This window comes from Klebsiella sp. DY2415, assembly GCF_026314315.1.
Lineage (GTDB): Bacteria > Pseudomonadota > Gammaproteobacteria > Enterobacterales > Enterobacteriaceae > Klebsiella > Klebsiella ornithinolytica.
Window position 1 is genome coordinate 4,899,367 of the sequence record NZ_CP111115.1, and the last position, 25,934, is coordinate 4,925,300.

The window sequence follows — 25,934 nt, forward strand, 5'->3', positions numbered from 1 at the left end:
TGCGCGGTGGCCGTACGTCAGGTGACGGCCACCGGCGATAAGGGACGAGGTTAGTGCTTGCGGTTTATCACGCGACGTAGCAGCCAGGTAAAACCCATCGCCATGCTGAACAGGATAAAGAGCAGAACCACCCAGCTCAGCGAAATACGCACTAACGCGCTGAACGTCATCAGCGGCTGCAGGTAGACGGTAAAGGATTCGCTTACCGGTTTCCCCATCAGCAGCATTGCGCTGTCAACGGCCCAGACGCACACCCGGCAAGCAACCCAGATAATCGCCGGCCAGCACAGCAGAACCAAAAAGGTGAAGCGTTCCTGCAGGTAACGGATGAACCGTCGCACAGGCGACCATTTTAAAAGGATCTTCATTTATATTCTCATCGTGTCGCTCGATAACATTGATGCCACACCCATGAGACTGCGTGGAGTAGAGGAGGATCTCAGCGACATCGGGATAGCATTAATACTGATCGTACGCGCTACATTATATCGATATTACAGTGACACGAACTCGATCGAGTTAACAAACTGTTAATGACACTAAAACATTTTCCCTCGAAAGTCCAGTTACAACAGCACATGTCGTTAAATACAAACAAACTATTTTAATATATTGATAAATAATGATTAAAATTAAAAATATAAATCAATCAAATACTTTTAAATATAAATATGGATTTTTGGCTTTATTTATTACGACAATAACAAACTCAGGAAATAATATTTAATATTAATAAATAAAGCGTCATAAAGAGAAGCGGGATATATTCTGCACCACGAGAGATGAAAAGCAGTATTTTCGCAGAATAAAAGATGAGCGTTGCAGTGAATCTCTCGTTGCGCAGTGCCTGAGTGAGGTATGACGCCTGTTTCACCATCCTGAAGGGGGGTTACGCGTGACATCTGTCCGGGATGCCCGATCGCACCTGTCTGTCAGGCCAGATTGTGTACCGACAAAAACGCAAAAAGCCCGTCGGTGAGGACGGGCTTCTGACTGATTTGGTGCCTGGCCGTTTATGGCGGGCTTTCCTGCCCGCCACCCTTCGGGCCGTTGCTTCGCAACGTTCAAATCCGCTCCCGGCGAATTTGTCCTGCTCAAAGAGTCACTCTCCGACAAACAACAGATAAAACAAAAGGCCCAGTCTTTCGACTGAGCCTTTTGTTCTATTTGATGCCTGGCAGTTCCCTACTCTCACATGGGGAGACCCCACACTACCATCGGCGCTACGGCGTTTCACTTCTGAGTTCGGCATGGGGTCAGGTGGGACCACCGCGCTATCGCCGCCAGGCAAATTCTGTTTCACCCCGCATTTCTGCGTGATGATTTAATCTGTAATCAAGCTGAACATTTCGTCTCTTCGCCAAAACAGCTTCGGCGTTGTAAGGTTAAGCCTCACGGTTCATTAGTATCGGTTAGCTCAACGTATCGCTACGCTTACACACCCGACCTATCAACGTCGTCGTCTTCAACGTTCCTTCAGGACCCTTAAAGGGTCAGGGAGAACTCATCTCGGGGCAAGTTTCGTGCTTAGATGCTTTCAGCACTTATCTTTTCCGCATTTAGCTACCGGGCAATGCCATTGGCATGACAACCCGAACACCAGTGATGCGTCCACTCCGGTCCTCTCGTACTAGGAGCAGCCCCCTCAATTCTCCAGCGCCCACGGCAGATAGGGACCGAACTGTCTCACGACGTTCTAAACCCAGCTCGCGTACCACTTTAAATGGCGAACAGCCATACCCTTGGGACCTACTTCAGCCCCAGGATGTGATGAGCCGACATCGAGGTGCCAAACACCGCCGTCGATATGAACTCTTGGGCGGTATCAGCCTGTTATCCCCGGAGTACCTTTTATCCGTTGAGCGATGGCCCTTCCATTCAGAACCACCGGATCACTATGACCTGCTTTCGCACCTGCTCGCGCCGTCACGCTCGCAGTCAAGCTAGCTTATGCCATTGCACTAACCTCCTGATGTCCGACCAGGATTAGCTAACCTTCGTGCTCCTCCGTTACTCTTTGGGAGGAGACCGCCCCAGTCAAACTACCCACCAGACACTGTCCGCAACCCGGATCACGGGTCTACGTTAGAACATCAAACATTAAAGGGTGGTATTTCAAGGTTGGCTCCACGCAGACTGGCGTCCACGCTTCAAAGCCTCCCACCTATCCTACACATCAAGGCTCAATGTTCAGTGTCAAGCTATAGTAAAGGTTCACGGGGTCTTTCCGTCTTGCCGCGGGTACACTGCATCTTCACAGCGAGTTCAATTTCACTGAGTCTCGGGTGGAGACAGCCTGGCCATCATTACGCCATTCGTGCAGGTCGGAACTTACCCGACAAGGAATTTCGCTACCTTAGGACCGTTATAGTTACGGCCGCCGTTTACCGGGGCTTCGATCAAGAGCTTCTCCTTACGGATAACCCCATCAATTAACCTTCCGGCACCGGGCAGGCGTCACACCGTATACGTCCACTTTCGTGTTTGCACAGTGCTGTGTTTTTAATAAACAGTTGCAGCCAGCTGGTATCTTCGACTGATTTCGGCTCCATGAGCAAGTCACTTCACCTACCATCAGCGTGCCTTCTCCCGAAGTTACGGCACCATTTTGCCTAGTTCCTTCACCCGAGTTCTCTCAAGCGCCTTGGTATTCTCTACCTGACCACCTGTGTCGGTTTGGGGTACGATTCGTTGTTACCTGATGCTTAGAGGCTTTTCCTGGAAGCAGGGCATTTGTTACTTCAGCACCGTAGTGCCTCGTCGTCACACCTCAGCGTTAAAAGAAGTCCGGATTTACCTAAACTTCCCGCCTACATGCTTAAACCGGGACAACCGTCGCCCGGCTAACATAGCCTTCTCCGTCCCCCTTCGCAGTAACACCGAGTACAGGAATATTAACCTGTTTCCCATCGACTACGCCTTTCGGCCTCGCCTTAGGGGTCGACTCACCCTGCCCCGATTAACGTTGGACAGGAACCCTTGGTCTTCCGGCGAGCGGGCTTTTCACCCGCTTTATCGTTACTTATGTCAGCATTCGCACTTCTGATACCTCCAGCAACCCTCACAGGCCACCTTCAACGGCTTACAGAACGCTCCCCTACCCAACAACACATAGTGTCGCTGCCGCAGCTTCGGTGCATGGTTTAGCCCCGTTACATCTTCCGCGCAGGCCGACTCGACCAGTGAGCTATTACGCTTTCTTTAAATGATGGCTGCTTCTAAGCCAACATCCTGGCTGTCTGTGCCTTCCCACATCGTTTCCCACTTAACCATGACTTTGGGACCTTAGCTGGCGGTCTGGGTTGTTTCCCTCTTCACGACGGACGTTAGCACCCGCCGTGTGTCTCCCGTGATAACATTCTTCGGTATTCGTAGTTTGCATCGGGTTGGTAAGTCGGGATGACCCCCTAGCCGAAACAGTGCTCTACCCCCGAAGATGAGTTCACGAGGCGCTACCTAAATAGCTTTCGGGGAGAACCAGCTATCTCCCGGTTTGATTGGCCTTTCACCCCCAGCCACAAGTCATCCGCTAATTTTTCAACATTAGTCGGTTCGGTCCTCCAGTTAGTGTTACCCAACCTTCAACCTGCCCATGGCTAGATCACCGGGTTTCGGGTCTATACCCTGCAACTTAACGCCCAGTTAAGACTCGGTTTCCCTGCGGCTCCCCTATACGGTTAACCTTGCTACAGAATATAAGTCGCTGACCCATTATACAAAAGGTACGCAGTCACCTAACAAGTAGGCTCCCACTGCTTGTACGTACACGGTTTCAGGTTCTTTTTCACTCCCCTCGCCGGGGTTCTTTTCGCCTTTCCCTCACGGTACTGGTTCACTATCGGTCAGTCAGGAGTATTTAGCCTTGGAGGATGGTCCCCCCATATTCAGACAGGATACCACGTGTCCCGCCCTACTCTTCGAGTTCACAACGTGTGCATTTTAGTGTACGGGGCTATCACCCTGTACCGCCGGACTTTCCAGACCGTTCCACTAACACACGCGCTGATTCAGACTCTGGGCTCCTCCCCGTTCGCTCGCCGCTACTGGGGGAATCTCGGTTGATTTCTTTTCCTCGGGGTACTTAGATGTTTCAGTTCCCCCGGTTCGCTTCGTTAAGCTATGTATTCACTTAACGATAGTGTGACGAATCACACTGGGTTTCCCCATTCGGAAATCGCCGGTTATAACGGTTCATATCACCTTACCGACGCTTATCGCAGATTAGCACGTCTTTCATCGCCTCTGACTGCCAGGGCATCCACCGTGTACGCTTAGTCGCTTAACCTCACAACCCGAAACTGTTTCGTAAAACAGTCCGCGTTGCGAAAATTTGAGAGACTCGAACACACCGCTTTTCCTCTCTTATTACGTAGAAAGGAAACAGTGTGTCGTTTCAATTTTCAGCTTGATCCAGATTTTTAAAGAGCAAATATCTCAAACGTGATTCCTGAGAATCAGTTTTGAGATATAGAGGTCGGCGACTTTCACTCACAAACCAGCAAGTGGCGTCCCCTAGGGGATTCGAACCCCTGTTACCGCCGTGAAAGGGCGGTGTCCTGGGCCTCTAGACGAAGGGGACACTGAAGTCTCAATCGCAAGACGCCTTGCTATTTACTTTTCATCAGACAATCTGTGTGAGCACTACAAAGGCAGGTTCTTTCAGGTAAGGAGGTGATCCAACCGCAGGTTCCCCTACGGTTACCTTGTTACGACTTCACCCCAGTCATGAATCACAAAGTGGTAAGCGCCCTCCCGAAGGTTAAGCTACCTACTTCTTTTGCAACCCACTCCCATGGTGTGACGGGCGGTGTGTACAAGGCCCGGGAACGTATTCACCGTAGCATTCTGATCTACGATTACTAGCGATTCCGACTTCATGGAGTCGAGTTGCAGACTCCAATCCGGACTACGACATACTTTATGAGGTCCGCTTGCTCTCGCGAGGTCGCTTCTCTTTGTATATGCCATTGTAGCACGTGTGTAGCCCTACTCGTAAGGGCCATGATGACTTGACGTCATCCCCACCTTCCTCCAGTTTATCACTGGCAGTCTCCTTTGAGTTCCCGACCGAATCGCTGGCAACAAAGGATAAGGGTTGCGCTCGTTGCGGGACTTAACCCAACATTTCACAACACGAGCTGACGACAGCCATGCAGCACCTGTCTCAGAGTTCCCGAAGGCACCAAAGCATCTCTGCTAAGTTCTCTGGATGTCAAGAGTAGGTAAGGTTCTTCGCGTTGCATCGAATTAAACCACATGCTCCACCGCTTGTGCGGGCCCCCGTCAATTCATTTGAGTTTTAACCTTGCGGCCGTACTCCCCAGGCGGTCGACTTAACGCGTTAGCTCCGGAAGCCACTCCTCAAGGGAACAACCTCCAAGTCGACATCGTTTACAGCGTGGACTACCAGGGTATCTAATCCTGTTTGCTCCCCACGCTTTCGCACCTGAGCGTCAGTCTTTGTCCAGGGGGCCGCCTTCGCCACCGGTATTCCTCCAGATCTCTACGCATTTCACCGCTACACCTGGAATTCTACCCCCTCTACAAGACTCAAGCCTGCCAGTTTCAAATGCAGTTCCCAGGTTGAGCCCGGGGATTTCACATCTGACTTAACAGACCGCCTGCGTGCGCTTTACGCCCAGTAATTCCGATTAACGCTTGCACCCTCCGTATTACCGCGGCTGCTGGCACGGAGTTAGCCGGTGCTTCTTCTGCGAGTAACGTCAATCACTAAGGTTATTAACCTTAATGCCTTCCTCCTCGCTGAAAGTACTTTACAACCCGAAGGCCTTCTTCATACACGCGGCATGGCTGCATCAGGCTTGCGCCCATTGTGCAATATTCCCCACTGCTGCCTCCCGTAGGAGTCTGGACCGTGTCTCAGTTCCAGTGTGGCTGGTCATCCTCTCAGACCAGCTAGGGATCGTTGCCTAGGTGAGCCATTACCCCACCTACCAGCTAATCCCATCTGGGCACATCTGATGGCATGAGGCCCGAAGGTCCCCCACTTTGGTCTTGCGACATTATGCGGTATTAGCTACCGTTTCCAGTAGTTATCCCCCTCCATCAGGCAGTTTCCCAGACATTACTCACCCGTCCGCCGCTCGTCACCCGAGAGCAAGCTCTCTGTGCTACCGCTCGACTTGCATGTGTTAGGCCTGCCGCCAGCGTTCAATCTGAGCCATGATCAAACTCTTCAATTTAAGTTTGATGCTCGTGAATTAAACTTCGTAATGAATTACGTGTTCACTCAGAGACTTGGTATTCATTTTTCGTCCGAGGACGTTAAGAATCCATGTCACTTTGAGTGCCCACACAGATTGTCTGATAAATTGTTAAAGAGCAGTGCGACGGCGCTGAGCGCTCTGTCGCGAGGTGGCGTATATTACGCTTTCCTCTTTCAGAGTCAACCCTGAATTTCAGAATTTTTTCTCTGCCGACCCGGCTTAATCTGTGAACTCGTTCACGTTTGCCGTGTCAGTGGGAGCGCATTATAGGGAGTTTTGTTTGCATGGCAAGCCTTAAAATACAAAAAACTTATCAAACGCTCATTATTTGAACTTTCCCGTTTTCTCCCCGGTGGCCCTGAAACGGAGAAACCCAGTATCCACGCGGCTTACAGCGGTAACAAGGCCAAATCCTGCTCGGTGTAAAAAAGCACGCGCGGTATGGGTCATCGCCATTTTTCCACCTCTCTTTCTTTACTCCTCTCACCGCGTACCGTCGCAGATGGCGAATTAAGCGGCTGTATTGACTCATGACAAAGCGCCGCTGGCCGACTCCTTTCTATAATCAGGCCCGTTTCTACATTACTGGTGTGAACCTATGGCTTATCAACTGAACATCAACTGGCCCGAGTTTTTAGAGAAGTACTGGCAAAAGCAGCCGGTGGTATTAAAGAATGCTTTCCCGGACTTCGTCGATCCGATTACGCCGGATGAGCTGGCCGGTCTGGCCATGGAACCAGAAGTCGACAGTCGCCTGGTGAGCCTGGTTAACGACCGTTGGCAGGCGAGCAACGGACCGTTTGAACATTTTGACGGCCTGGGCGAGAGCGGCTGGTCTCTGCTGGCACAGGCGGTAAACCACTGGCATATGCCGGCTGCTGAGTTGGTACGTCCCTTCCGCGTTCTGCCGGACTGGCGCCTCGACGATCTGATGATCTCCTTCTCCGTCCCCGGCGGCGGCGTTGGCCCGCATATCGATCAGTATGATGTCTTTATTATTCAGGGAATGGGCAGCCGTCGCTGGCGCGTGGGCGACAAGCTGCCAATGCGCCAGTTCTGTCCGCACCCGGCGCTGCTGCATGTCGATCCTTTCCCGCCAATCATTGATGAAGATCTGGCGCCAGGCGATATCCTCTATATCCCGCCGGGATTCCCGCACGATGGCGTTACCCACGAAACCGCGCTGAACTACTCCGTCGGCTTCCGGGGTCCTAATGGTCGCGATCTCATCAGTAGCTTTGCCGATTACGCGCTGGAAAACGATCTCGGCGGCGAGCACTACAGCGATCCGGACCTCACCTGCCGTGAGCATCCCGGCCGCGTGGAAGAGTATGAGCTCGAGCGCTTGCAGTCGATGATGATCGACATGATTAAGCAACCGGAAGACTTTAAGCAGTGGTTCGGCCGCTTTGCGACCACCCCGCGCCATGAGCTGGACATTGCCCCGGCCGAACCGCCGTATACTGAAGAGGACGTTGTGGATGCGCTGACGGGGGGGGAAAAGCTGTGCCGCCTGAGCGGACTACGAGTTCTGCATATCGGCGACAGCTTCTTTGTCAACAGCGAGCAGCTGGAAACAACCGACGCGAATGCGCTGGACGCTCTGTGCCGGTATACCACTGTGGGTCAGGGCGAGCTGGGCGAAGCGCTACAGAATCCGGCATTTGTGGCGGAACTCGTCCGCCTGATCAATCAGGGCTACTGGTACTTCGAAGAGTAATCCCGCGGCCCCGCACGGGTCTACCCGAAAGCCTGGTTTTGCCAGGCTTTCGCCGTTTATGGCATCTGTTTTGGCAAGGTCAGGATAAAGCGCGTTGAGCGGCTATCGGACTCCACCACCACGCTGCCGTGATGCGCGGTGACAATAGACTTCACGATCGCGAGGCCAATACCGCTCCCCTCACCTTTACGCTGCCGGGAAGGATCGACGCGATAAAAACGGTCGAACAGCCGAGGCAAGTGCTCAGGCGCAATCGGCGCCCCCGGATTTTCCACCACCAGCTTCGCCTGCCCGGCGCTTTCGCTGACCTGAATCGTCACCGCCTGCTGACCCGGCGTGTAGCGAATGGCGTTCGACAGCAGGTTGCTGATTGCCCGCCGCAGCATCAGCGGGTCGCCGTTCACCCAGCATGCATTTCCCGTAAAACGCAGCGTCACCTCTTTCTCCTCCGCCCAGGCTTCAAAGAAGTCGAACACTTTGTTGACCTCATCGGCCAGGTTCAGGGTTTTCTGCTCGGGGATCAGCTGATTATTATCCGCCTGCGCCAGAAACAGCATATCGCTCACCATCCGCGACATCCGCGAAAACTCTTCCAGGCTGGAGTACAGCACATCTTCCAGCTCTTTCTGGCTGCGGGTCTGACTGAGGGCGATTTCCGTTTGCGTCACCAGGTTGGTAATCGGCGTGCGGATCTCATGGGCAATATCGGCAGAAAAGTTGGACTGGCGAGTGAAGACATCTTCAATACGTTCCAGCATATGGTTAAACGAAATCACCAGCCGCTCCAGCTCCACCGGAACACTCCCGGGATTTAACCGTACGTCGAGATCTTTGGACGTGATGTTTTGGATCTGCCGGCTGACCTGGCGGATCGGTTTGTGTCCTTGATAAACCACGAACAGCACAATAAAGATGATAAGAATGCTGATCACCGACGCCGCCGAAATCAGTTTCGCCTTCAGTTCGTTAATATAGTGCAGGTGGAAATCAATCGATAACGCCATCAGCAGGTAATAAGCCGGTTTGCCCTCCGCCGTTTTGCCGAGCGGCAGCATAATCAGCCGCCAGGCGCTGCTTTGCAGTTGATGGTTATCATGCGTCATCGCCCGCGGATGCGGATCGCTCCACGAGATCACACTCCCGTCCTGCAGGCGAGCCACCAGCCCGGGGGTGTTCATGATATGGCTCAGATCCGGGCCATTCGGCGACTGGAAAAGCGTCTGTCCGTTAGCATCATCGAGGCAGATAAAGACGTTGGCGTAGCCATCAATGACGTTTTTCACGATGTCCAGCCGCTGGGCCTGCGGATAGTCGCCGTGGTTCAGCACCGTTTCAAGCGTTGTCGCGAGCTGCTTTAAGTCGTGAACGTCACGCTCCTCAAAGTGCGCTTTTACCGAATGGATCATTATCCAGGTGAAGGCAAAGAACGCCACGATCGTGGCCAGGCTGATAAAAAAAGTCAGTCGCGAAGCCAGCGAAAAGGGCCGCGGAAACCACTTACTCAACATCCGGGACCTCGAGCATATAGCCCACGCCGCGCACGGTCTGGATAAGCTTCGGTTCAAAGTCATTATCAATTTTAGCCCGCAGCCGTTTGACCGCCACGTCGATGGCATTGGTATCGCTATCAAAGTTCATGTCCCAGACCTGGGATGCAATCAGCGACCGGGGCAGGACTTCTCCCTGATGACGCAGAAAGAACTCCAGCAGCGTGAACTCTTTGCTGGTCAGGGTGATACGCGTTCCGCCGCGGGTCACTTTACGGCTCACCAGATCGACGAACAGATCCGCCGCCTGAAACTGGCTTTCAACCATGGTCGACGCACCGCGGCGCAGCAAGGTTCTGACCCGCGCCAGCAGCTCGGCAAAGGCAAAGGGCTTCACCAGATAGTCGTCCGCGCCCAGCTCCAGTCCCTTGACCCGATGCTCAACGGTGCCCAGAGCCGTCAGCAGCAGGACGGGCACCCCTTTATTGGCGGCGCGCAGCATTCTGACAATATCCCAGCCATTCACATCGGGCAGCATAATATCGAGAATCAACAGGTCATAATCGCCGGTCATCGCCAGGTGATAGCCGTTCAGACCATTATCGGCCAGGTCGACGACAAAACCGGACTCCGTTAGCCCTTTGGTCAGGTACTCCCCGGTTTTTTTCTCATCTTCGACGATCAAAATCTTCATGACATGCTCCTTCACGCGCCTTTTGTGCGGGTTTCCAATTCTAGTGGAGCCAAACCGGATAGCAATGAATTCTCAGGTAAATGACAGCTTTGTCATTTTCCTGTCACGCATCGAACAGAGGCCGTTTTGTACAGTACCCGTCATTCATTCGTCGTCGAAAACGTCCTGCCCTATGCGCAAATTAAAGCTCATCACGCTCAGCGTGACTTTTGTTCTGACCGGCTGCCTCTCTTTAGCACCGGAGTACCAGCAGCCAACCTCGCCGGTGCCGCAACAGTTCTCACGCAGCCAGAACAAACTGGTCACGATGCCGGTAAATTATCAGGATAGCGGCTGGCGGACATTTTTCGTCGACCCGCAGGTGAAGTCGCTAATTGGCGAAGCGCTGCTGAACAACCGGGATTTGCGCATGGCAACGCTCAAAGTCCAGGAGGCAAGAGCGCAATATGGCGTCACCGACGCCGATCGCTACCCGCAGCTTGATAGCGCCGCCAGCACCACCTGGAGCGGCAAACTCAAAGGTGACACCACCACCGCCAGCGACTATCAGGCCGGGCTTAACCTCAGCTTTGATCTCGATTTCTTCGGCCGTCTGAAAAACTTAAGCGAGGCGGACAGGCAAAACTATTTCGCCAGCAAGGAAGCCCGCCGGGCGGTTCATATTCTATTAGTCTCGAATGTCTCGCAGAGCTATTTCAACCAGCGCCTGGCCTGGGCTCAGCTGCAGGTGGCGAAGGAGACGTTGCAGAACTACCAGCGTTCCTACGCCTTTGTCGAGAAACAGCTGCTGACCGGCAGCACCAATGTCCTGGCGCTGGAGCAGGCCCGCGGGGTCATCGAAAGCACCCGTGCCGATATTGCCAAACGTGAAGGCGAACTGGCGCAGGCCAACAACGCTCTGCAGCTGCTGCTGGGGAGCTACCAGCATCTGCCTGATGACGCGGCCAGCAGCCTCCTTGATATCAACGGCGTCGCCTTGCCGCCGGCGCTCTCTTCGCAGATCCTGCTGCAGCGCCCGGACATTTTAGAAGCCGAGCACGGTTTACGCGCCGCGAACGCCAATATCGGCGCCGCGCGCGCGGCCTTTTTCCCGTCGATAACCTTAACCAGCTCGCTGTCCGGCAGCAGCGCGGATTTGTCACGCTTGTTTAATCCCGCCAGCGGGATGTGGAATTTCGTCCCCAAAATCGAACTGCCGATTTTTAATGCCGGGCGCAATCAGGCCAACCTCGATTTAGCGGAAATCCGCCAGCAGCAGTCGGTGATGAATTATGAGCAAAAAATTCAGGCCGCCTTCAAAGAGGTCGCCGATGCGCTGGCCCTGCGCCAGAGCCTGGCAGACCAAATCAGCGCTCAGCAACGCTACCTCGCTTCGCTGCAGACGACCCGGCAGCGAGCCAGAGCGCTCTATCAGCACGGCGCGGTGAGCTATATCGAAGTGCTGGATGCCGAGCGTTCGCTCTTCACCACGCAACAAACCCTGCTGGACCTCAACTACGCCCGTCAGGTCAACGAAATCAAGCTATTCACCGCCCTGGGTGGCGGCTGGATGGAATAACCCCTCATTTACTTTCAGGAGCATGAATGATGAATCACCTTACTAAAACCCTCATTTTCGGCCTGCTTTCTACGGTGATGTTCGGCGCGCAGGCCAACGAACATCAGCATGGCGAAATGATGAACGCCGCGCCCGCCGCGCAACAAACGCCGGCCATCAGCGCCACCGGCGAGGTTAAATCCATTGATATGGAAAGCAAAAAAGTCACCATCGCCCATGATGCGATTCCGGCGGTGAACTGGCCACCGATGACCATGCGTTTCACCTTTACCCCGCAAACGCCGCTCAACGACATTAAAGCCGGCAGCAAAGTCGCCTTTACCTTTATTCAGCAGGGCAATCTCTCCTTATTACAGGATATCCATCTCGCACAGTAACGCCCACGGAGATAGCTTCCCAATAACACCGGAATGGACACAGATATGGCCTCGTTAACCCTCAAAAACAGCGCGCTGATTATCGGCAGTATGCTTATTGGCGGCATGATCTCCGCAAGCCTGTACGCCTGGTTCTCGCCACCAACCGCCGCGGACAGCGCGGCACCGACCGGTACAAAAGAGGCCCGTAAAGTGCTGTTCTGGTATGACCCGATGTACCCTAATACGCGCTTTGATAAACCGGGAAAATCACCGTTTATGGATATGGACCTGGTGGCGAAGTATGCCGACGAAGAGGGAGCCTCCCCGTCTACACCCGGCGTGCGTATCGATCCCACGCAGACCCAAAACCTGGGGCTGAAAACCGAACCCGTTCGCCGTGGCCCGCTGCATTTCGAGCAGCTGCTGCCGGCGAGCGTCAGTTTTAACGAATATCAGTTTGTGATTGTGCAGGCGCGCTCGGCGGGATTTATCGAGAAAGTATATCCCCTGACCGTTGGCGATAAAATTCGCCAGGGCACGCCGCTGGTCGATCTGACCATTCCGGACTGGGTCGAAGCCCAGAGCGAATATCTGCTGCTGCGGGATACCGGCGGAACCGCCACCCAGGTGGAGGGGATCCTCGAGCGTCTGCGCCTCGCCGGTATGCCGGAAGAGGATATTCGCCGCTTAAAAGCGACGCGTAAAATTCAGACCCGCTTCACCCTCAAAGCCCCGATCGATGGCGTTATCACCGCCTTTGATTTGCGCAGCGGGATGAACATCACAAAGGATAACGTGGTGGCGAAAATTCAGGGAATGGATCCGGTGTGGATCGGCGCCGCGGTACCGGAATCTATTGCCTGGCTGCTTAAAGACAGCTCGCAGTTGACGATTTCCGTTCCCGCCTGGCCGGGGAAAACCTTCACCATCAGCAAATGGACGATTCTGCCCAGCGCCGATGCCACGACCCGCACGCTACAGCTGCGCCTGCAGGTGGATAACCCCGACGAGATGCTCAAACCGGGGATGAACGCCTGGCTGCGGTTGAACACCCAAAGCCAGCCGATGCTCTTGATTCCGTCAAAAGCGCTGATCGATACCGGTACGGAGCAGCGGGTGATCACGGTTGACAACGACGGGCGTTTTGTCCCGAAACGTATCGACGTATTCCAGCAATCCGGCGACGTCACGGCGGTCAGCGCCGGCCTCAGCGAAGGCGAAAAGGTGGTCTCCAGCGGTCTGTTCCTGATTGATTCGGAAGCCAATATTTCCGGCGCGCTGGACAGGATGCGCGCGCAGACGCCTGCCGCGATACCGACACCCGCAGCGCACGCCCACTGAGGAGATGACAAATGATTGAATGGATAATCCGTCGCTCGGTGGCCAACCGCTTTCTGGTGATGATGGGCGCGCTGTTTCTCAGCCTCTGGGGCGCGTGGACCATCGTCCATACGCCGGTCGATGCTCTGCCGGATCTCTCGGATGTACAGGTTATTGTTAAAACCAGCTATCCGGGGCAGGCGCCGCAAATCGTCGAAAATCAGGTCACCTGGCCGCTGACCACCACCATGCTGTCGGTGCCAGGAGCCAAAACGGTACGCGGCTTCTCGCAGTTTGGCGACTCCTATGTGTACGTCATTTTTGAGGATGGCACCGACCCCTACTGGGCGCGCTCCCGGGTACTGGAATATCTCAATCAGGTGCAGGGTAAACTGCCGGCGGGCGTCAGCGCCGAAATGGGACCGGATGCAACCGGCGTGGGCTGGATCTTCGAATATGCGCTGGTCGATCGCAGCGGTAAACACGACCTCGCCGAACTGCGCTCGCTGCAAGACTGGTTTTTAAAATATGAGCTGAAAACCATCCCCAATGTCTCGGAAGTGGCATCGGTCGGCGGCGTGGTCAAAGAGTATCAGATTGTCGTCGACCCGCAGAAACTGACCCAGTATGGCATCAGCCTGTCGACGGTGAAATCCGCGCTGGATGCCTCCAACCAGGAGGCGGGCGGTTCCTCCGTCGAGCTGTCGGAAGCTGAGTATATGGTGCGCGCCAGCGGCTACCTGCAGACGCTGGATGACTTCAATAATATCGTGCTGAGAACCGGCGACAACGGCGTGCCGGTCTTTTTGCGCGATGTGGCGCGGGTACAAATGGGCCCGGAAATGCGCCGCGGCATTGCCGAACTGAACGGTGAAGGCGAAGTGGCCGGCGGCGTGGTGATCCTGCGCTCCGGCAAAAACGCCCGCGAAGTGATTTCCGCCGTTAAAGACAAGCTCGAGACCCTGAAAAGCAGCCTGCCGGAAGGGGTAGAAATCGTGACGACCTACGATCGCAGCCAGCTGATCGACCGGGCGATCGACAACCTCAGCAGCAAGCTGCTGGAGGAGTTTATCGTCGTAGCACTGGTCTGCGCGCTGTTCCTGTGGCACATCCGCTCCGCGCTGGTCGCGATTATCTCTCTGCCGCTTGGTCTCTGTATCGCCTTTATCGTCATGCATTTTCAGGGACTGAACGCCAACATCATGTCGCTGGGCGGTATCGCCATTGCCGTAGGGGCGATGGTTGACGCCGCCATCGTGATGATCGAAAACGCCCATAAGCGGCTGGAAGAGTGGGAGCACCATAACCCGGGGCAGAAACTGGCCAACGACACGCGCTGGAAAATCATCACCGACGCTTCGGTGGAGGTCGGCCCGGCGCTGTTTATCAGCCTGCTGATTATTACCCTGTCGTTTATCCCGATTTTTACCCTCGAAGGACAAGAAGGGAAGCTATTTGGTCCCCTCGCCTTTACCAAAACCTGGTCGATGGCGGGTGCGGCGCTGCTGGCGATCGTGGTGATCCCGATCCTGATGGGCTTCTGGATCCGCGGTAAGATCCCGGCGGAAACCAGTAATCCGCTCAACCGTTTTCTGATCCGCATTTATCACCCGCTGTTGCTGAAGGTGCTGCACTGGCCGAAAACCACGCTACTGGTTGCACTGCTGTCGATCCTGACGATCATCTGGCCGCTTAACCGGGTCGGCGGCGAGTTCTTACCGCAGATCAACGAAGGCGATCTGCTGTATATGCCCTCGACGCTGCCGGGGATCTCAGCCGCGCAGGCAGCGGATATGCTGCAAAAAACCGATAAGCTGATCATGACCGTGCCGGAAGTGGCCCGCGTGTTTGGCAAGACCGGTAAGGCAGAAACCGCCACCGACTCCGCGCCACTGGAAATGGTCGAAACCACTATTCAGCTCAAGCCGCAGGCGCAGTGGCGGCCGGGGATGACCATGGAGAAGATTATTGAGGAGCTGGATAAGACCGTGCGGCTGCCGGGGCTGGCCAATCTGTGGGTACCGCCGATTCGTAACCGCATCGATATGCTCTCCACCGGGATCAAAAGCCCGATCGGCATTAAGGTTTCCGGCACGGTGCTCTCCGATATCGACGAGGTCGCCGAGCGGATCGAAGTGGTCGCCCGAACCGTGCCGGGCGTCACCTCGGCGCTGGCAGAACGCCTGGTGGGCGGGCGCTATCTGAATATCGATATCAACCGCGAAAAAGCGGCCCGCTATGGCATGACCGTAGGCGACGTTCAGCTGTTTGTGTCGTCGGCCATCGGCGGCGCCATGGTGGGTGAAACGGTAGAAGGCGTTGAGCGTTATCCGATCAACATCCGCTACCCGCAAAGCTATCGCGACAGCCCGGACGCCCTGCGCCAGCTGCCAGTCCTGACCCCGATGAAGCAGCAAATCACCCTCGGTGACGTCGCTGAAGTGAAGGTGGTGACCGGTCCTTCGATGCTAAAAACCGAGAATGCCCGCCCGGCCAGCTGGATCTACATCGACGCCCGCGATCGCGACATGGTCTCCGTGGTTCACGACCTGCAAAAAACCATCGCCGAACAGGTGCAGATGAAACCGGGGATCAGCGTGTCGTACTCCGGGCAGTTTGAGCTGCTCGAACGCGCCAATCAGAAGCTGAAGCTGATGGTGCCGATGACGCTGATGATCATCTTCGTCCTGCTCTACCTGGCGTTCCGCCGCTTTGGCGAGGCACTGCTGATCATTACCAGCGTACCGTTCGCCCTCGTTGGCGGTATCTGGTTCCTGTATGGGATGGGGTTCCATCTGTCGGTTGCCACCGGCACCGGGTTTATTGCGCTGGCCGGGGTGGCGGCGGAGTTTGGCGTGGTGATGCTAATGTACCTGCGCCACGCGATTGAAGCTCACCCGTCGCTGGAAAATCCGCAGACCTTTAGCGTCGAAAAGCTCGACGAGGCGCTGTATCAGGGGGCGGTGCTGCGCGTGCGGCCAAAGGCGATGACCGTGGCGGTGATTATCGCCGGCCTGCTGCCCATCTTATGGGGCACCGGCGCAGGATCGGAGGTGATGAGTCGCATCGCCGCCCCGATGATCGGCGGGATGATCACCGCCCCGCTGCTGTCGCTGTTTATCATCCCGGCAGCGTATAAACTGATGTGGCTGTACCGGCACCGGCAGACGCGGAAAGCGATATCGGCTTGATACCAGGCGGGGGCCAGAACGGCTCCCGCTTTTATCACTTCAGCGCCGTATTAACGACCCAGTAATTTCTCATACTGCGCCTGGAACTGCGGCGCATTCCACGAACCGTCAAACAGGGTGTAAGTGATGTAGCCCTTATTTAACCAGCCGCTGTCGGTATCCTCCGTCGTTGGCGTCAGCGACGCCGGGTTCATGCCCTGCTTCGCCGTGCCGTCAGCCTGTAGCTCATAGCTAATCTGCGGGACAGGGAACTGCTCATTGTCGATGTAATGGACGCCTTTAATCTCCGTTGTCGGCAGCGGCGGATAGTTGATACTCAACCCCGACCCTTTGGGTAATAAGGCGGCACCCGGCTCGCGGGTGGCGTTCAGCTTATCCACCACGGTCACGACGTAATCCACCGCATCGGGCCAGTATTTATGCGTGCTGGGCCATTTGTTTTTCATCTCCTCTTCCGTGAAGCGATAGCCGATGCTGGCCGCAATAGCCGGGAAACCGTAGCGCAGCGCGCGGGCCGCGGCGCTAACGGTGCCCGAGTTCACCTGCGCCATGCCGGTATTGGGGCCATCATTCACCCCAGAAATGACCAGGTCCGGCGCCGCCTCTTTCATCACCCCCCACAGGCCAAAATCCACGGCATCCGCCGGCGTGCCCGGGAAGCAGTAGCGCTTGTCAGCCACTTTCTTAACATCGAACGTTTTACCCGGTTTGAAGGTTATCGCTGAGCCGATGCCGCTCTGGTTGGTCGCAGGCGCCACCATCCACACGTCATACCCTTTGGCGGCCAGCTTTTCCTGTAACGACGTTGTGCCAACCGACTGGCAGCCATCGTCGTTAACCAGCAGGATTCTGAGCGGTTTTTCCGCCGCCTGAGTCGAGGCGGTCAGCATGGTGAGCAGCGCAGCGGCGAGGATGTTGATTTTCACGATCACTCCTTAGTCAGTATCAAGATATTTATCTGGCGCAAAAAAAAACCTAAGGGACCTGCACGCAAATTGACTTGCGCCAGGTCCCTTAGGTTTTGCCGTTATTCCGTTACAATCCCAGGACGTTGGAAAAATACTCCGTATCGGCAGAATAATCCAGAGGCAGCAGGCTTATTATGTGACTACGGTCAATAACAACAAACTATTCCCACTAAAAACAAAGGCTGAAAAATGATATTTCACCTGAATCCGAACAGCTAATCATTGCGAATTATCCCTGCTGCTTTTTGACGATATTGGCGGGGGGTTGGAATGTTATTGGTAACAAACCACAGGGCATGCGAACGATCACATTTATTAATATAAAAACAAATTCCGCCTGTTTTTCCATCGCTAACATGATAAAGTCGGCCACATTGGATTGTTACTGTTTTCAACACAGGCAAAACCTACGTCATATACTCTGGCGGCATCGTGCAACACATGCCCAACCCGAGTCGCTGACGTAGGTTTTTTTTTGGCTTTAAAATAATAAAAAGGAGAACAAAATGAACAAATGGCTAACCGCAATCATCATGATCGCCAGTGCCGCAACCTGTTCAGCAGCGGAAATGAAAGACGATGGCAGCATTAATATTTATTTTGCCCGACACGGGAAAACGCTATTAAATACCTTTGACCGCGTGCAGGGATGGGCCGATTCTCCGCTGACGGAAGACGGTATCCGCGTCGCCCGTTATCTCGGCGAAGGTTTAAAAGAGGTGAAGTTCGACCGTTTTTATTCCAGTGATGCCGGGCGACAGCGGGAAACCCTGGCGGTGATTCTGAAACAGGCCGGGATCGCCGATTATCACCCGATCGAGCTGCCTGGCCTGCGCGAAGCCTTTTTTGGCAGCTTTGAAGGCGGCTTCAACAAGGATATGGCCGCAGCCGGCGCAAAACAGCTGGGGTTAAAAGACAGCGCCGCCCTGTTCAGCAAAATGAAAGCAGGCACTCTGCCGGTGGCGGAAAGTCAGAACGCGCTGGCCGCTGCCGACCCGCAAGGTATGGCAGAAAATTATCAGCAGGTGAAGAGCCGTACTCAGGCGGCGTTGCATACCATCGTTGAAAATGCCGAGTCCCAGGGTGACAAAAATATCCTCGCCATTTCGTCCGGCACCTCGATGCAAATTATGATTTCCGACCTGACCGACGACACGGCGAAAAATAAACCGCTGGCCAACGCTGCGGTGGTGAAAATTGTCTATAAAAATGGCATCTATTCGGTTCCAGAAATCGGCACCATGAAATATGTCGAAGCCGGCAAGCAGGCTCTCAATAACAATAACTGATCGCTTAATTATATTATTGCAGATGACTGTTGAAGCCAGCCCCAGCTGGCTCGCAGCATCTCGCCTCGGGGTTTATAATGAAAAATAATATTATTACTATGATGCTGCTGACGCTTCCTGCCTGTGCCTGGTCAGCGAATGACGTTGCGCAAGCGGATATGATTGATACGGTATTTGCCGATCCTTTTTTTAGTCAGTCCCATATGACGCTGTCGCTTAAAAACTACTGGAAATATCTTAAGGAAGAAGAGACAGAACCCAAGAAAGTGCACAATGCCTGGGGCCAGGGCGTTGCCGTGGATTACCAGTCAGGTTATTTCGCCGATATCATCGGTTTCGATGCAACTTATTACGGTGCCATCAAGCTGGGTGCCAGCGACTATTTTAACTCGCGCGGCGTGCTCTATAATAACGGGACCGGTAATAAAAAGAGCAATGCCGAAGGTTTCTCCAAGTTTGGTCAGCGCAGCATGAAGCTGAAATATCAACTCGCCGATCTCAATCTGAACGCCCGCTGGGGCTGGCAGATGATTAAAAACACTGGCGTCATCTCCACCTCTACCCGTCTGTCGCCCACCACCTATCTCGGCTGGACCGGCGGCGTCAACTACGGTGACGTGACCCTGCGCGGCGCCTACATCGAAAGTTCGATGGACCGTAACTCGCCGGATAAGAAGCGCTTCCAGACCAACACCGGACGCTATCTTAACCATATCGCCAGCGGCGATATTCTGTGGCAGAGCGACCGGCTGAATTTACAGTACGGCTATGGTGAAAGCGATAACTACCTGCGCCGCCATGTGCTGTTCACGCAACTCAAACCGCTGAAGCAGTTAAATATTGGTACGCAGATTTATGCCACTCATGCTTTGGATGAATATAAAGCGATGCCGGCCAATAAGCGCGATTTCGACAGCAATGCCCGGCATTATGCGATTGATGTCAAATGGCAGGCGGATAACTGGAGCACGAAGTGGGGGCTGGGCTATACCGATGCCGAAAAAGCCCACGAAATCGGCTTTTTCCCCCGGCATATGAGCAAGAACTCACGCGGCACCTTTATTTCGATGGCCTACGCCGGCAGCGACTACATGCGTGACGGGGAGCTGGTGCTGGCAAATATTTCAGACTACAACCTGACGCCAGAGCTGGCGATAGGTCTGGCGGGCAACATTGCGCAGTTCAACTACAAGGGCAACCACGTGCGTACGGGTGAAATCAACGCGTTTAGCCGCTGGGTACCAACGCATCCGAAGCTGAAAAATCTGACCGTCTGGGCGATGTTCGGGCCAGGATGGTCCTATCGTATGAACGGAAAAACGCCGGTGCTGAACGATGGACACTATATCCGGGCTAATTCCCTCTCTTCCGAGGTCATCATCGAGTATCGCTTTAGTCTGTTCTGATCATTCATCCTGCCGTAAAAGAACAACTCTCGCTGCAGACCATCAGCGCCGATAAATAGCAAGAGGCGCTGTTGAGTCTGCACTCAACAATCATGACCGCAAAAAGCGTTTTGCCGGCGCGTGTGAACGAAAAAATGTGATGTGTGGCCGCGTCGCTGACAGGCCCGATTTCCGGGCTCTGTTGCTGGCTTGCCTGGCGATGGATTGACTCTAGCGGGCTGATAAATCTATCTTTGCCTGCCGATGTTTAATATGCGCCTTTAGCAGACTCTCTCTCTCCTCTACTGTCGCGGCGGGATCCATCTTTTCATACTCAAAGGTCATGGTGTGCTGCCGATAGGGTATGAGTAACGAGTTATTGTTGAGCAACAGCTCACCAATCGCGTTTACCCGGCTCGGTTCAATTCCCGGTACCGCTTTAATAATAACCCCGCACGGAATATCACCATTATCCTGCACGATAAGCAGTGAATAAAAATCGTCCAACGCGGCGGATTTCCAGGCGGGAACATCAAATTGATTATATTTAATGCCCTCGCCATTCGCAGGCATAAAGTCAACGGTATAGAAAGGTATAAAATCGTTTTCCCGTAATGCCAGTGAAATAAAGTCCCGATCTTCTGTCTTTTGGATCGTGGTTAATAATAGCCCCAGTAGATACTCCATCTGAGTCAATGCCAGATCGATAGCGACCACGCTATCATTTTGCAAAAAGAACAAAAACGTGACCCGTTCCTGATACGGCTTCATCACAAAATCGATCGTCCGCAGAGCGACATCGGGCTGCTGGACCTCATCAAGCGTGACGACAGGGATCCGGCTATTTAACGCTTCAGACTGGGCAATCACCTGCTCTCTGACGCCCTCAGCATCCTCCCGGAACATCATCTGCAGCCTGCGATAACCGCTAAAGACGGCAAAAAGCAAGGACTGTAGCCGATCGGGCGGCAGATAAATGAGACTTTCGGAGCCCGATGCACTGTGTGCTTTCAGCGCCAACGCTAGTACGCCTGCCGCTGATTTAATAATCCCGGTATTAATACCCATTAGTTTGTTCATAAAATGATTCTCTTAATAAAATATGACGTCACGGTGTGATTTTTGCCAAATCAATAATCCTGTCGGCACAGGCAATAGTCGAAGGACGATGAGCAATAATAATCCGGGTAATATTTAAGGATTCAATCGCTGCATTAATTATCTTTTCATTATTGATATCGAGATGACTGGTCGCTTCATCCATAAATAATATTCGTGGTTTTTGATAAAGCGCGCGAGCTATCAGCAGGCGCTGCTTCTGGCCGCCAGAAATCCCGGCACCCAGTTCCCCGATAATCGTTTCATAGCCCATCGGCATGCGTAAAATCTCTTCATGGATATTACATTGCATCGCACACTCGATGACCAGCGCCTCATCTACCTCATCGTCAAACCCCGAAATATTATCGGTAATGGATCCGGAAAAAAGACGATCTTCCTGTAAGACGCAGGCGATATTGCTGCGGAAATTATTAATGCCAATTTTGTTAATATCGAAACCACCGATAAATATCTCGCCTCGTTCAGGCGTGAGCAGACCCGACATGACTTTTAATAGTGTCGTCTTACCAATGCCCGACACGCCGACCAGCGCGACGGACTCTCCTGCGGCCACGCTAATATTGACGTTAGAAAAAACAGGTTTTGACAATAAATCATACTGATAGGCTAAGTCCCGAACCTCCAGAGAGACGCCAACATTCTCTTCGAAAACGTTTCTTAACGGGGAGTCGACCTCCGGCTCACTATAGACAATTTCAGAAATACGTTCGTTGTGCAGCGACAGCATTTTCAGCTGCATCGTCAAATCGATTAACGAGGCGGCACGTTGAGTAAACTGGCCGCGATAGGCATTAAACGCCATAAACATACCAATGGTCATAGTATTATCCATCACCATCTGCGCGCCCAGCCATAAAATCACAACCTGATCGGCTGAATTAATGAACGTGTTTATGCCGCCGAACAGCATATCAAAACGCGTCTGTTTCAGACCGGCATTGCTGACATCAATATTGGTGTTCAGCCAATGTTGCGAGCGTCTGTTTTTGAGATTAAGCGATTTTATCGTCGCAATACCGTACAACGACTCCATAAAATGCGAGCCAGAACGCGCACGTTTGACGATTAACTCCTCGCTGACGGTACGATAAAACTTATAGGTCAGCGCTCGCATGATGGCGTAGCAAACGGTAAAACCTAATACTACCCAGACCAGCCAGCCGCCATACAAACTCAGCATGATAAGCAGGCCAATAGTCATGATCGAGTCGATCATTCCCGTCACGATGCTGTTGGTAAACGTTGCGCGAATGATATCCAGAGAAGCAAACCGCGACTGTATATCCCCTAACTGGCGCTTTTCAAAAAATGCCAGCGGCAGGCTCATCAGATGATCAAAAAAGCTGGTTTTCCACTGCACGTCGGTCAGCGTATTCAACTTGAGAGAGACCCACGCGCGGATCATGCTGACCCAGGTTTTAAAAATGGTAAAAAACATTAACCCGACGCAGATGACCAGCAGCAGGTTTTCGTCATGTGCGGTAATGACATGGTCAGTCACGATCTGCGTCCCCATCGGCAACAGCAAATTCACCGTTTCAATCACCACGGACAGCATGAATATTTTGATCAGTGCCGACTTGAGGCCAACCATGTTGTGCATTAAGTCCAGTAGCTTAAGTCGGGAGCGCTGCTTTTCCTGGCGAAAGTCGCTATCAGGCCATGCCTCCAGCGCAATACCGCTGAAGTTTTCTGATAATTCCTGAAGATGCACCACGCGTCTTCCCAGCGCCGGATCGTGAATAATGAAACGCTTCCCTTTTATCGCCACCAGAACGACAAAATGGTTTAACGACCAGTGCAGGATGCACGGCAGCCGGAGTTCCTTGATCTCGGCAATATCCAGCGACAGGGCCCGCGTCTTGAGTCCAGCCTTCTGCGCAATCGCCGCCAGAACGTTTAATGTCGCCCCTTGTGAAGTGGAACCGTAGCGGTTACGAAAATTAAACAGATCGATATCTTTCCCGTAGAAACCGCAAATCATTGATAAACAAGCATTACCGCATTCCGTTGACTCAGACTGGATAATAACCGGAACTTTGTTTTTCATGGAAAAATTGATTCTTTTAAAAATAGAATCAAGCACATCTTTATTCATCTCCGGGTCCCTTCAGACTCTGAACGACTTTATATACTGGCGAGAATAGCCACTGGTACAGCGGTCTTTCCTCAGTAAAAACGATACTTTTCGCCTTGAGGCCATTCGCCAGAACCAGCCTGCGATCTTTATAGATAAATTCTTTGTCTTTAATATTGATGATTGCTTTATATAACGTAGGCGCTGGCGCATTGCTCATCTGGTTATTACTATATTCAGCCAACTCCCGTCGGGTCGCCGGCATCGATGATATCGACAGCACTTTCCCCGAAAACTGACCAAATTTATCGGAAGGAAATGCATCGTAGCGAATATTAACGATATCGCCGATTTTGACATAGGGTAAACTGTTGTCGGGTAACCACAGCAATAAATAGTACTCAATACCGGTAAGTTGTTTTACCTGAGCCAGGCTGCTCCCGGCTTCCACCATTTGACCGCGGGTAACCGCAATCGATTCGACCCGGCCATCAATAGTCGACTTCACTACAATTTTACCGTTGGCGCTATTTTCAATGAGCTGCGTCTGCAGATCTCTCAGCTGAGAATATTGCGAGGTAATCTGGTTATCAAGTTCTGCCGTCTTTACGGTTAAATCACTCCGCGTCTGCGTGAGCTGTAATTCCAGCTGCATTTTTTGCGATGATAATGACTGAAACGCATTTTGCTGTTGCACAAAAAGAGAGTGCTGATTATTGTACTGATCTTTATTGATTAACCCTCTCTTAAGATAGTCGCTATAGTTTTGTAGCGATTTCTCTATGTGGGTGAGCCCCTTTTGCGCCGTAGTCAGCATCTTTTCAGTTTCATTCAGGGAGTGTTCATAACGCAGAATCTGACGGTGCGTTGTCTCAATGAAACCATCTTTGTTTACCTTAAGCTTCGCGATGATATCTTCAGCATTAACTATCTTTGCTTTCACCATTGCAACATTAGTATCACTGACGTTCCCACCATCGGTACTTTTAGATACATCAAGTTCAAATAATACCTCACCCTTCTTAACCACATCCCCGACCTGAATAGACTGCCTGGAGACTGAACCAGGCTGCGGTGAAGATATGTTAAGAGGATGCGGTAACGTGATAACCTCACCAACAACATCGATTCTTTTGGTATATTTAAACAGACAAAGCATCGCAATAATCATCACTAGAAAAGCAACGCAGCATGCGGAAATGATTAATGGTGAAACGCCTCTGAGCAGAATGACTCTTCCTTTCCAGTAGCTTCTCTGATGCTCTATCGCTTCCCGCCTGAACAATCTTTTACCCATGAGTACCCGGCCTGATATTAAAAGGCCCGACGCATCGGGCCAAACTAGAAGCTACTTTAAAATCAAGGTTTGAAAGTACCGTCAAGGAAACCGTCAAGTGTTTTCTGAGTATATTCCCATGTGTTTTCAAACCCTACAATTGCCCCGCCAATCCCGCAGGTAATACCACCAATAATACCACCAACGATCATACCAACGCCCTGACCAATAGTACCAAAGCCAAGGACTCCACCACCGTCACCGCCGTGTTTACCGCCAATAATAGCTCCGGCGGCAAAGCCCGCCACCGCGCCCAGCGTCGCACTAACCACCGCTTCGCCGATATTGCCAAAGATATCCCACGGACTGCTCCAGGAGTACGCCCCGGATACCACATTCATTTCTTCAAAAGAAAGTTCTTTCATCATTTAGTCCTTATATAAACTTGTATATTCCAGATGGTATAAATTTATCAATCACATATGCTGTGCTGATGGGTGGCTATTTTCAGGTCTTCCGCTAAAAAAACAACTTTAGTTTCATGAATGTTCTACAGTGCAAAATAAAATAAGAAATAAAAATATGATTCAGGCCCCATCCTGGCATCCGCGGGAATAAACATCAGACGTTAAGCAACCTGCGATAACCAGTATGCTTCGTATGCATATGCGTTGCGGCACTGACAGAACAAAGCACCGGCCCTGGTCAGTCGCAGAAAGAGAAGCGAGAGAAATGATTAAATTTTCTGAATCACAAAAAATTAGATTCACCCAGGTAATATTAAAAGCAATATAGCTGGTGACGTCAGATACAAGTCAGCGTAACAGATAACAGCAAAACCACAGAACCGATATGACAAATGTTTCCCGCCTTAGCCACAGCAAGTTTAAATCTGCACATATCCCTACCCTATCCTCATTTTACCTGCTGCACCACAAGATGTTTCAAGGTATCGCAGAGACCAGTAAAGACGATAATACAACTGTCATTAATAATAAACCTAAAGTTATTAACAACATCGCCATTATTATAAACGTTCCACTAATGTGCTGTCGTAATAAAAGCAAACTATATGCCATCATCAAGATTAAACCCGATCATTTAAGCACTTAACGGCTATTAACTTTGTTTAACTTTATAATTTTTCTCTGCGCATCATTTTTTACGCCTGAGCTCCCGGTTATGGCGGCCGGCGCATCCTGTTCCACTTAAATCAGCAAACCACATCCAGAGGTTAATCGACAGTTATTCACCCCCTTCA

At 52.5% G+C, this 25,934-nt stretch carries 15 protein-coding genes, 1 tRNA gene and 3 rRNA genes; 7 read left to right on the forward strand and 12 right to left on the reverse strand.

From position 1 onward, the window contains the following. Positions 1-50 precede the first annotated feature (50 nt). From OQV00_RS23265 to OQV00_RS23285, 5 genes are all read right to left on the reverse strand, one after another. Positions 51-368: a hypothetical protein gene (locus OQV00_RS23265; RefSeq protein WP_064357568.1), complete on the reverse strand. Its 318-nt coding sequence runs from the start codon at positions 366-368 to the stop codon at positions 51-53. An 804-nt stretch (positions 369-1,172) separates the two neighbouring features. Beyond that, positions 1,173-1,288 (reverse strand): 5S ribosomal RNA (gene rrf / locus OQV00_RS23270). A 93-nt stretch (positions 1,289-1,381) separates the two neighbouring features. After that, positions 1,382-4,285: ribosomal RNA gene (locus OQV00_RS23275) — 23S ribosomal RNA — on the reverse strand. A gap of 218 nt (positions 4,286-4,503) precedes the next feature. Continuing rightward, positions 4,504-4,579 (reverse strand) — tRNA-Glu (locus OQV00_RS23280). Between the two features lie 85 nt (positions 4,580-4,664). Then, positions 4,665-6,203: ribosomal RNA gene (locus OQV00_RS23285) — 16S ribosomal RNA — on the reverse strand. The 16S, 23S and 5S rRNA genes sit together here with 1 tRNA gene alongside, the layout of an rRNA operon. Positions 6,204-6,825: 622 nt before the next feature. On the opposite strand from OQV00_RS23285, the gene OQV00_RS23290 reads away from it, so the two are divergent. After that, positions 6,826-7,947, forward strand: coding sequence for a ribosomal protein uL16 3-hydroxylase (locus OQV00_RS23290; protein WP_004857441.1), 1,122 nt, complete (start codon positions 6,826-6,828; stop codon positions 7,945-7,947). A 56-nt stretch (positions 7,948-8,003) separates the two neighbouring features. Here the strand turns inward: OQV00_RS23290 and OQV00_RS23295 are convergent, their stop codons facing one another. Next, positions 8,004-9,455: a Cu(+)/Ag(+) sensor histidine kinase gene (locus OQV00_RS23295; protein ID WP_004857437.1), complete on the reverse strand. Its 1,452-nt coding sequence runs from the start codon at positions 9,453-9,455 to the stop codon at positions 8,004-8,006. After that, a complete protein-coding gene (locus OQV00_RS23300; protein WP_004857434.1) occupies positions 9,445-10,128 on the reverse strand; it encodes a copper/silver response regulator transcription factor in 684 nt (227 codons plus the stop codon). The genes OQV00_RS23295 and OQV00_RS23300 overlap by 11 nt, the downstream gene beginning before the upstream one ends. Positions 10,129-10,300: 172 nt before the next feature. Between OQV00_RS23300 and OQV00_RS23305 the strand changes: the two genes are divergently transcribed. Genes OQV00_RS23305 through OQV00_RS23320 form a run of 4 tightly spaced genes read left to right on the forward strand, consistent with a single transcriptional unit; the run spans position 10,301 to position 16,556 of the window. Beyond that, entirely contained in the window at positions 10,301-11,686 is a 1,386-nt protein-coding gene (locus OQV00_RS23305) for an efflux transporter outer membrane subunit (protein ID WP_266279487.1), read from the forward strand. A gap of 29 nt (positions 11,687-11,715) precedes the next feature. Continuing rightward, positions 11,716-12,063, forward strand: coding sequence for a cation efflux system protein CusF (gene cusF / locus OQV00_RS23310; RefSeq protein ID WP_015585239.1), 348 nt, complete (start codon positions 11,716-11,718; stop codon positions 12,061-12,063). 45 nt (positions 12,064-12,108) lie between these two features. Continuing rightward, positions 12,109-13,386 carry an efflux RND transporter periplasmic adaptor subunit gene (locus OQV00_RS23315; RefSeq protein WP_048025016.1) on the forward strand — a complete coding sequence of 426 codons (1,278 nt, stop codon included), beginning with the start codon at positions 12,109-12,111 and terminating at the stop codon, positions 13,384-13,386. 11 nt (positions 13,387-13,397) lie between these two features. Continuing rightward, the gene (locus tag OQV00_RS23320; RefSeq protein WP_032716448.1) at positions 13,398-16,556 is read left to right on the forward strand and encodes a CusA/CzcA family heavy metal efflux RND transporter; all 3,159 of its coding nucleotides are present in this window, start codon (positions 13,398-13,400) and stop codon (positions 16,554-16,556) included. A gap of 50 nt (positions 16,557-16,606) precedes the next feature. On the opposite strand, the gene surE is transcribed toward OQV00_RS23320, so the two are convergent. Next, on the reverse strand, positions 16,607-17,446 hold the full coding sequence (gene surE, locus OQV00_RS23325) for a 5'/3'-nucleotidase SurE (protein ID WP_155075448.1): 840 nt from the start codon (positions 17,444-17,446) through the stop codon (positions 16,607-16,609). A 584-nt stretch (positions 17,447-18,030) separates the two neighbouring features. On the opposite strand from surE, the gene OQV00_RS23330 reads away from it, so the two are divergent. Continuing rightward, entirely contained in the window at positions 18,031-18,813 is a 783-nt protein-coding gene (locus tag OQV00_RS23330) for a histidine phosphatase family protein (RefSeq protein ID WP_015585243.1), read from the forward strand. Between the two features lie 77 nt (positions 18,814-18,890). Beyond that, on the forward strand, positions 18,891-20,219 hold the full coding sequence (locus OQV00_RS23335; RefSeq protein WP_032716444.1) for an OprD family outer membrane porin: 1,329 nt from the start codon (positions 18,891-18,893) through the stop codon (positions 20,217-20,219). Positions 20,220-20,429: 210 nt separating this feature from the next. Here the strand turns inward: OQV00_RS23335 and yjeJ are convergent, their stop codons facing one another. The 4 genes from yjeJ to OQV00_RS23355 form a co-directional block, all read right to left on the reverse strand. Beyond that, positions 20,430-21,278 (reverse strand): YjeJ family protein, encoded by an 849-nt coding sequence (yjeJ, locus tag OQV00_RS23340; protein ID WP_015585245.1) that lies wholly within the window; start codon positions 21,276-21,278, stop codon positions 20,430-20,432. 28 nt (positions 21,279-21,306) lie between these two features. Next, positions 21,307-23,418, reverse strand: coding sequence for a peptidase domain-containing ABC transporter (locus tag OQV00_RS23345; protein ID WP_032716442.1), 2,112 nt, complete (start codon positions 23,416-23,418; stop codon positions 21,307-21,309). After that, positions 23,411-24,694, reverse strand: coding sequence for an HlyD family secretion protein (locus OQV00_RS23350; protein WP_032716441.1), 1,284 nt, complete (start codon positions 24,692-24,694; stop codon positions 23,411-23,413). The genes OQV00_RS23345 and OQV00_RS23350 overlap by 8 nt, the downstream gene beginning before the upstream one ends. Before the next feature lie 62 nt (positions 24,695-24,756). Continuing rightward, positions 24,757-25,101, reverse strand: coding sequence for a hypothetical protein (locus OQV00_RS23355; protein WP_224050096.1), 345 nt, complete (start codon positions 25,099-25,101; stop codon positions 24,757-24,759). Positions 25,102-25,934 lie beyond the last annotated feature (833 nt).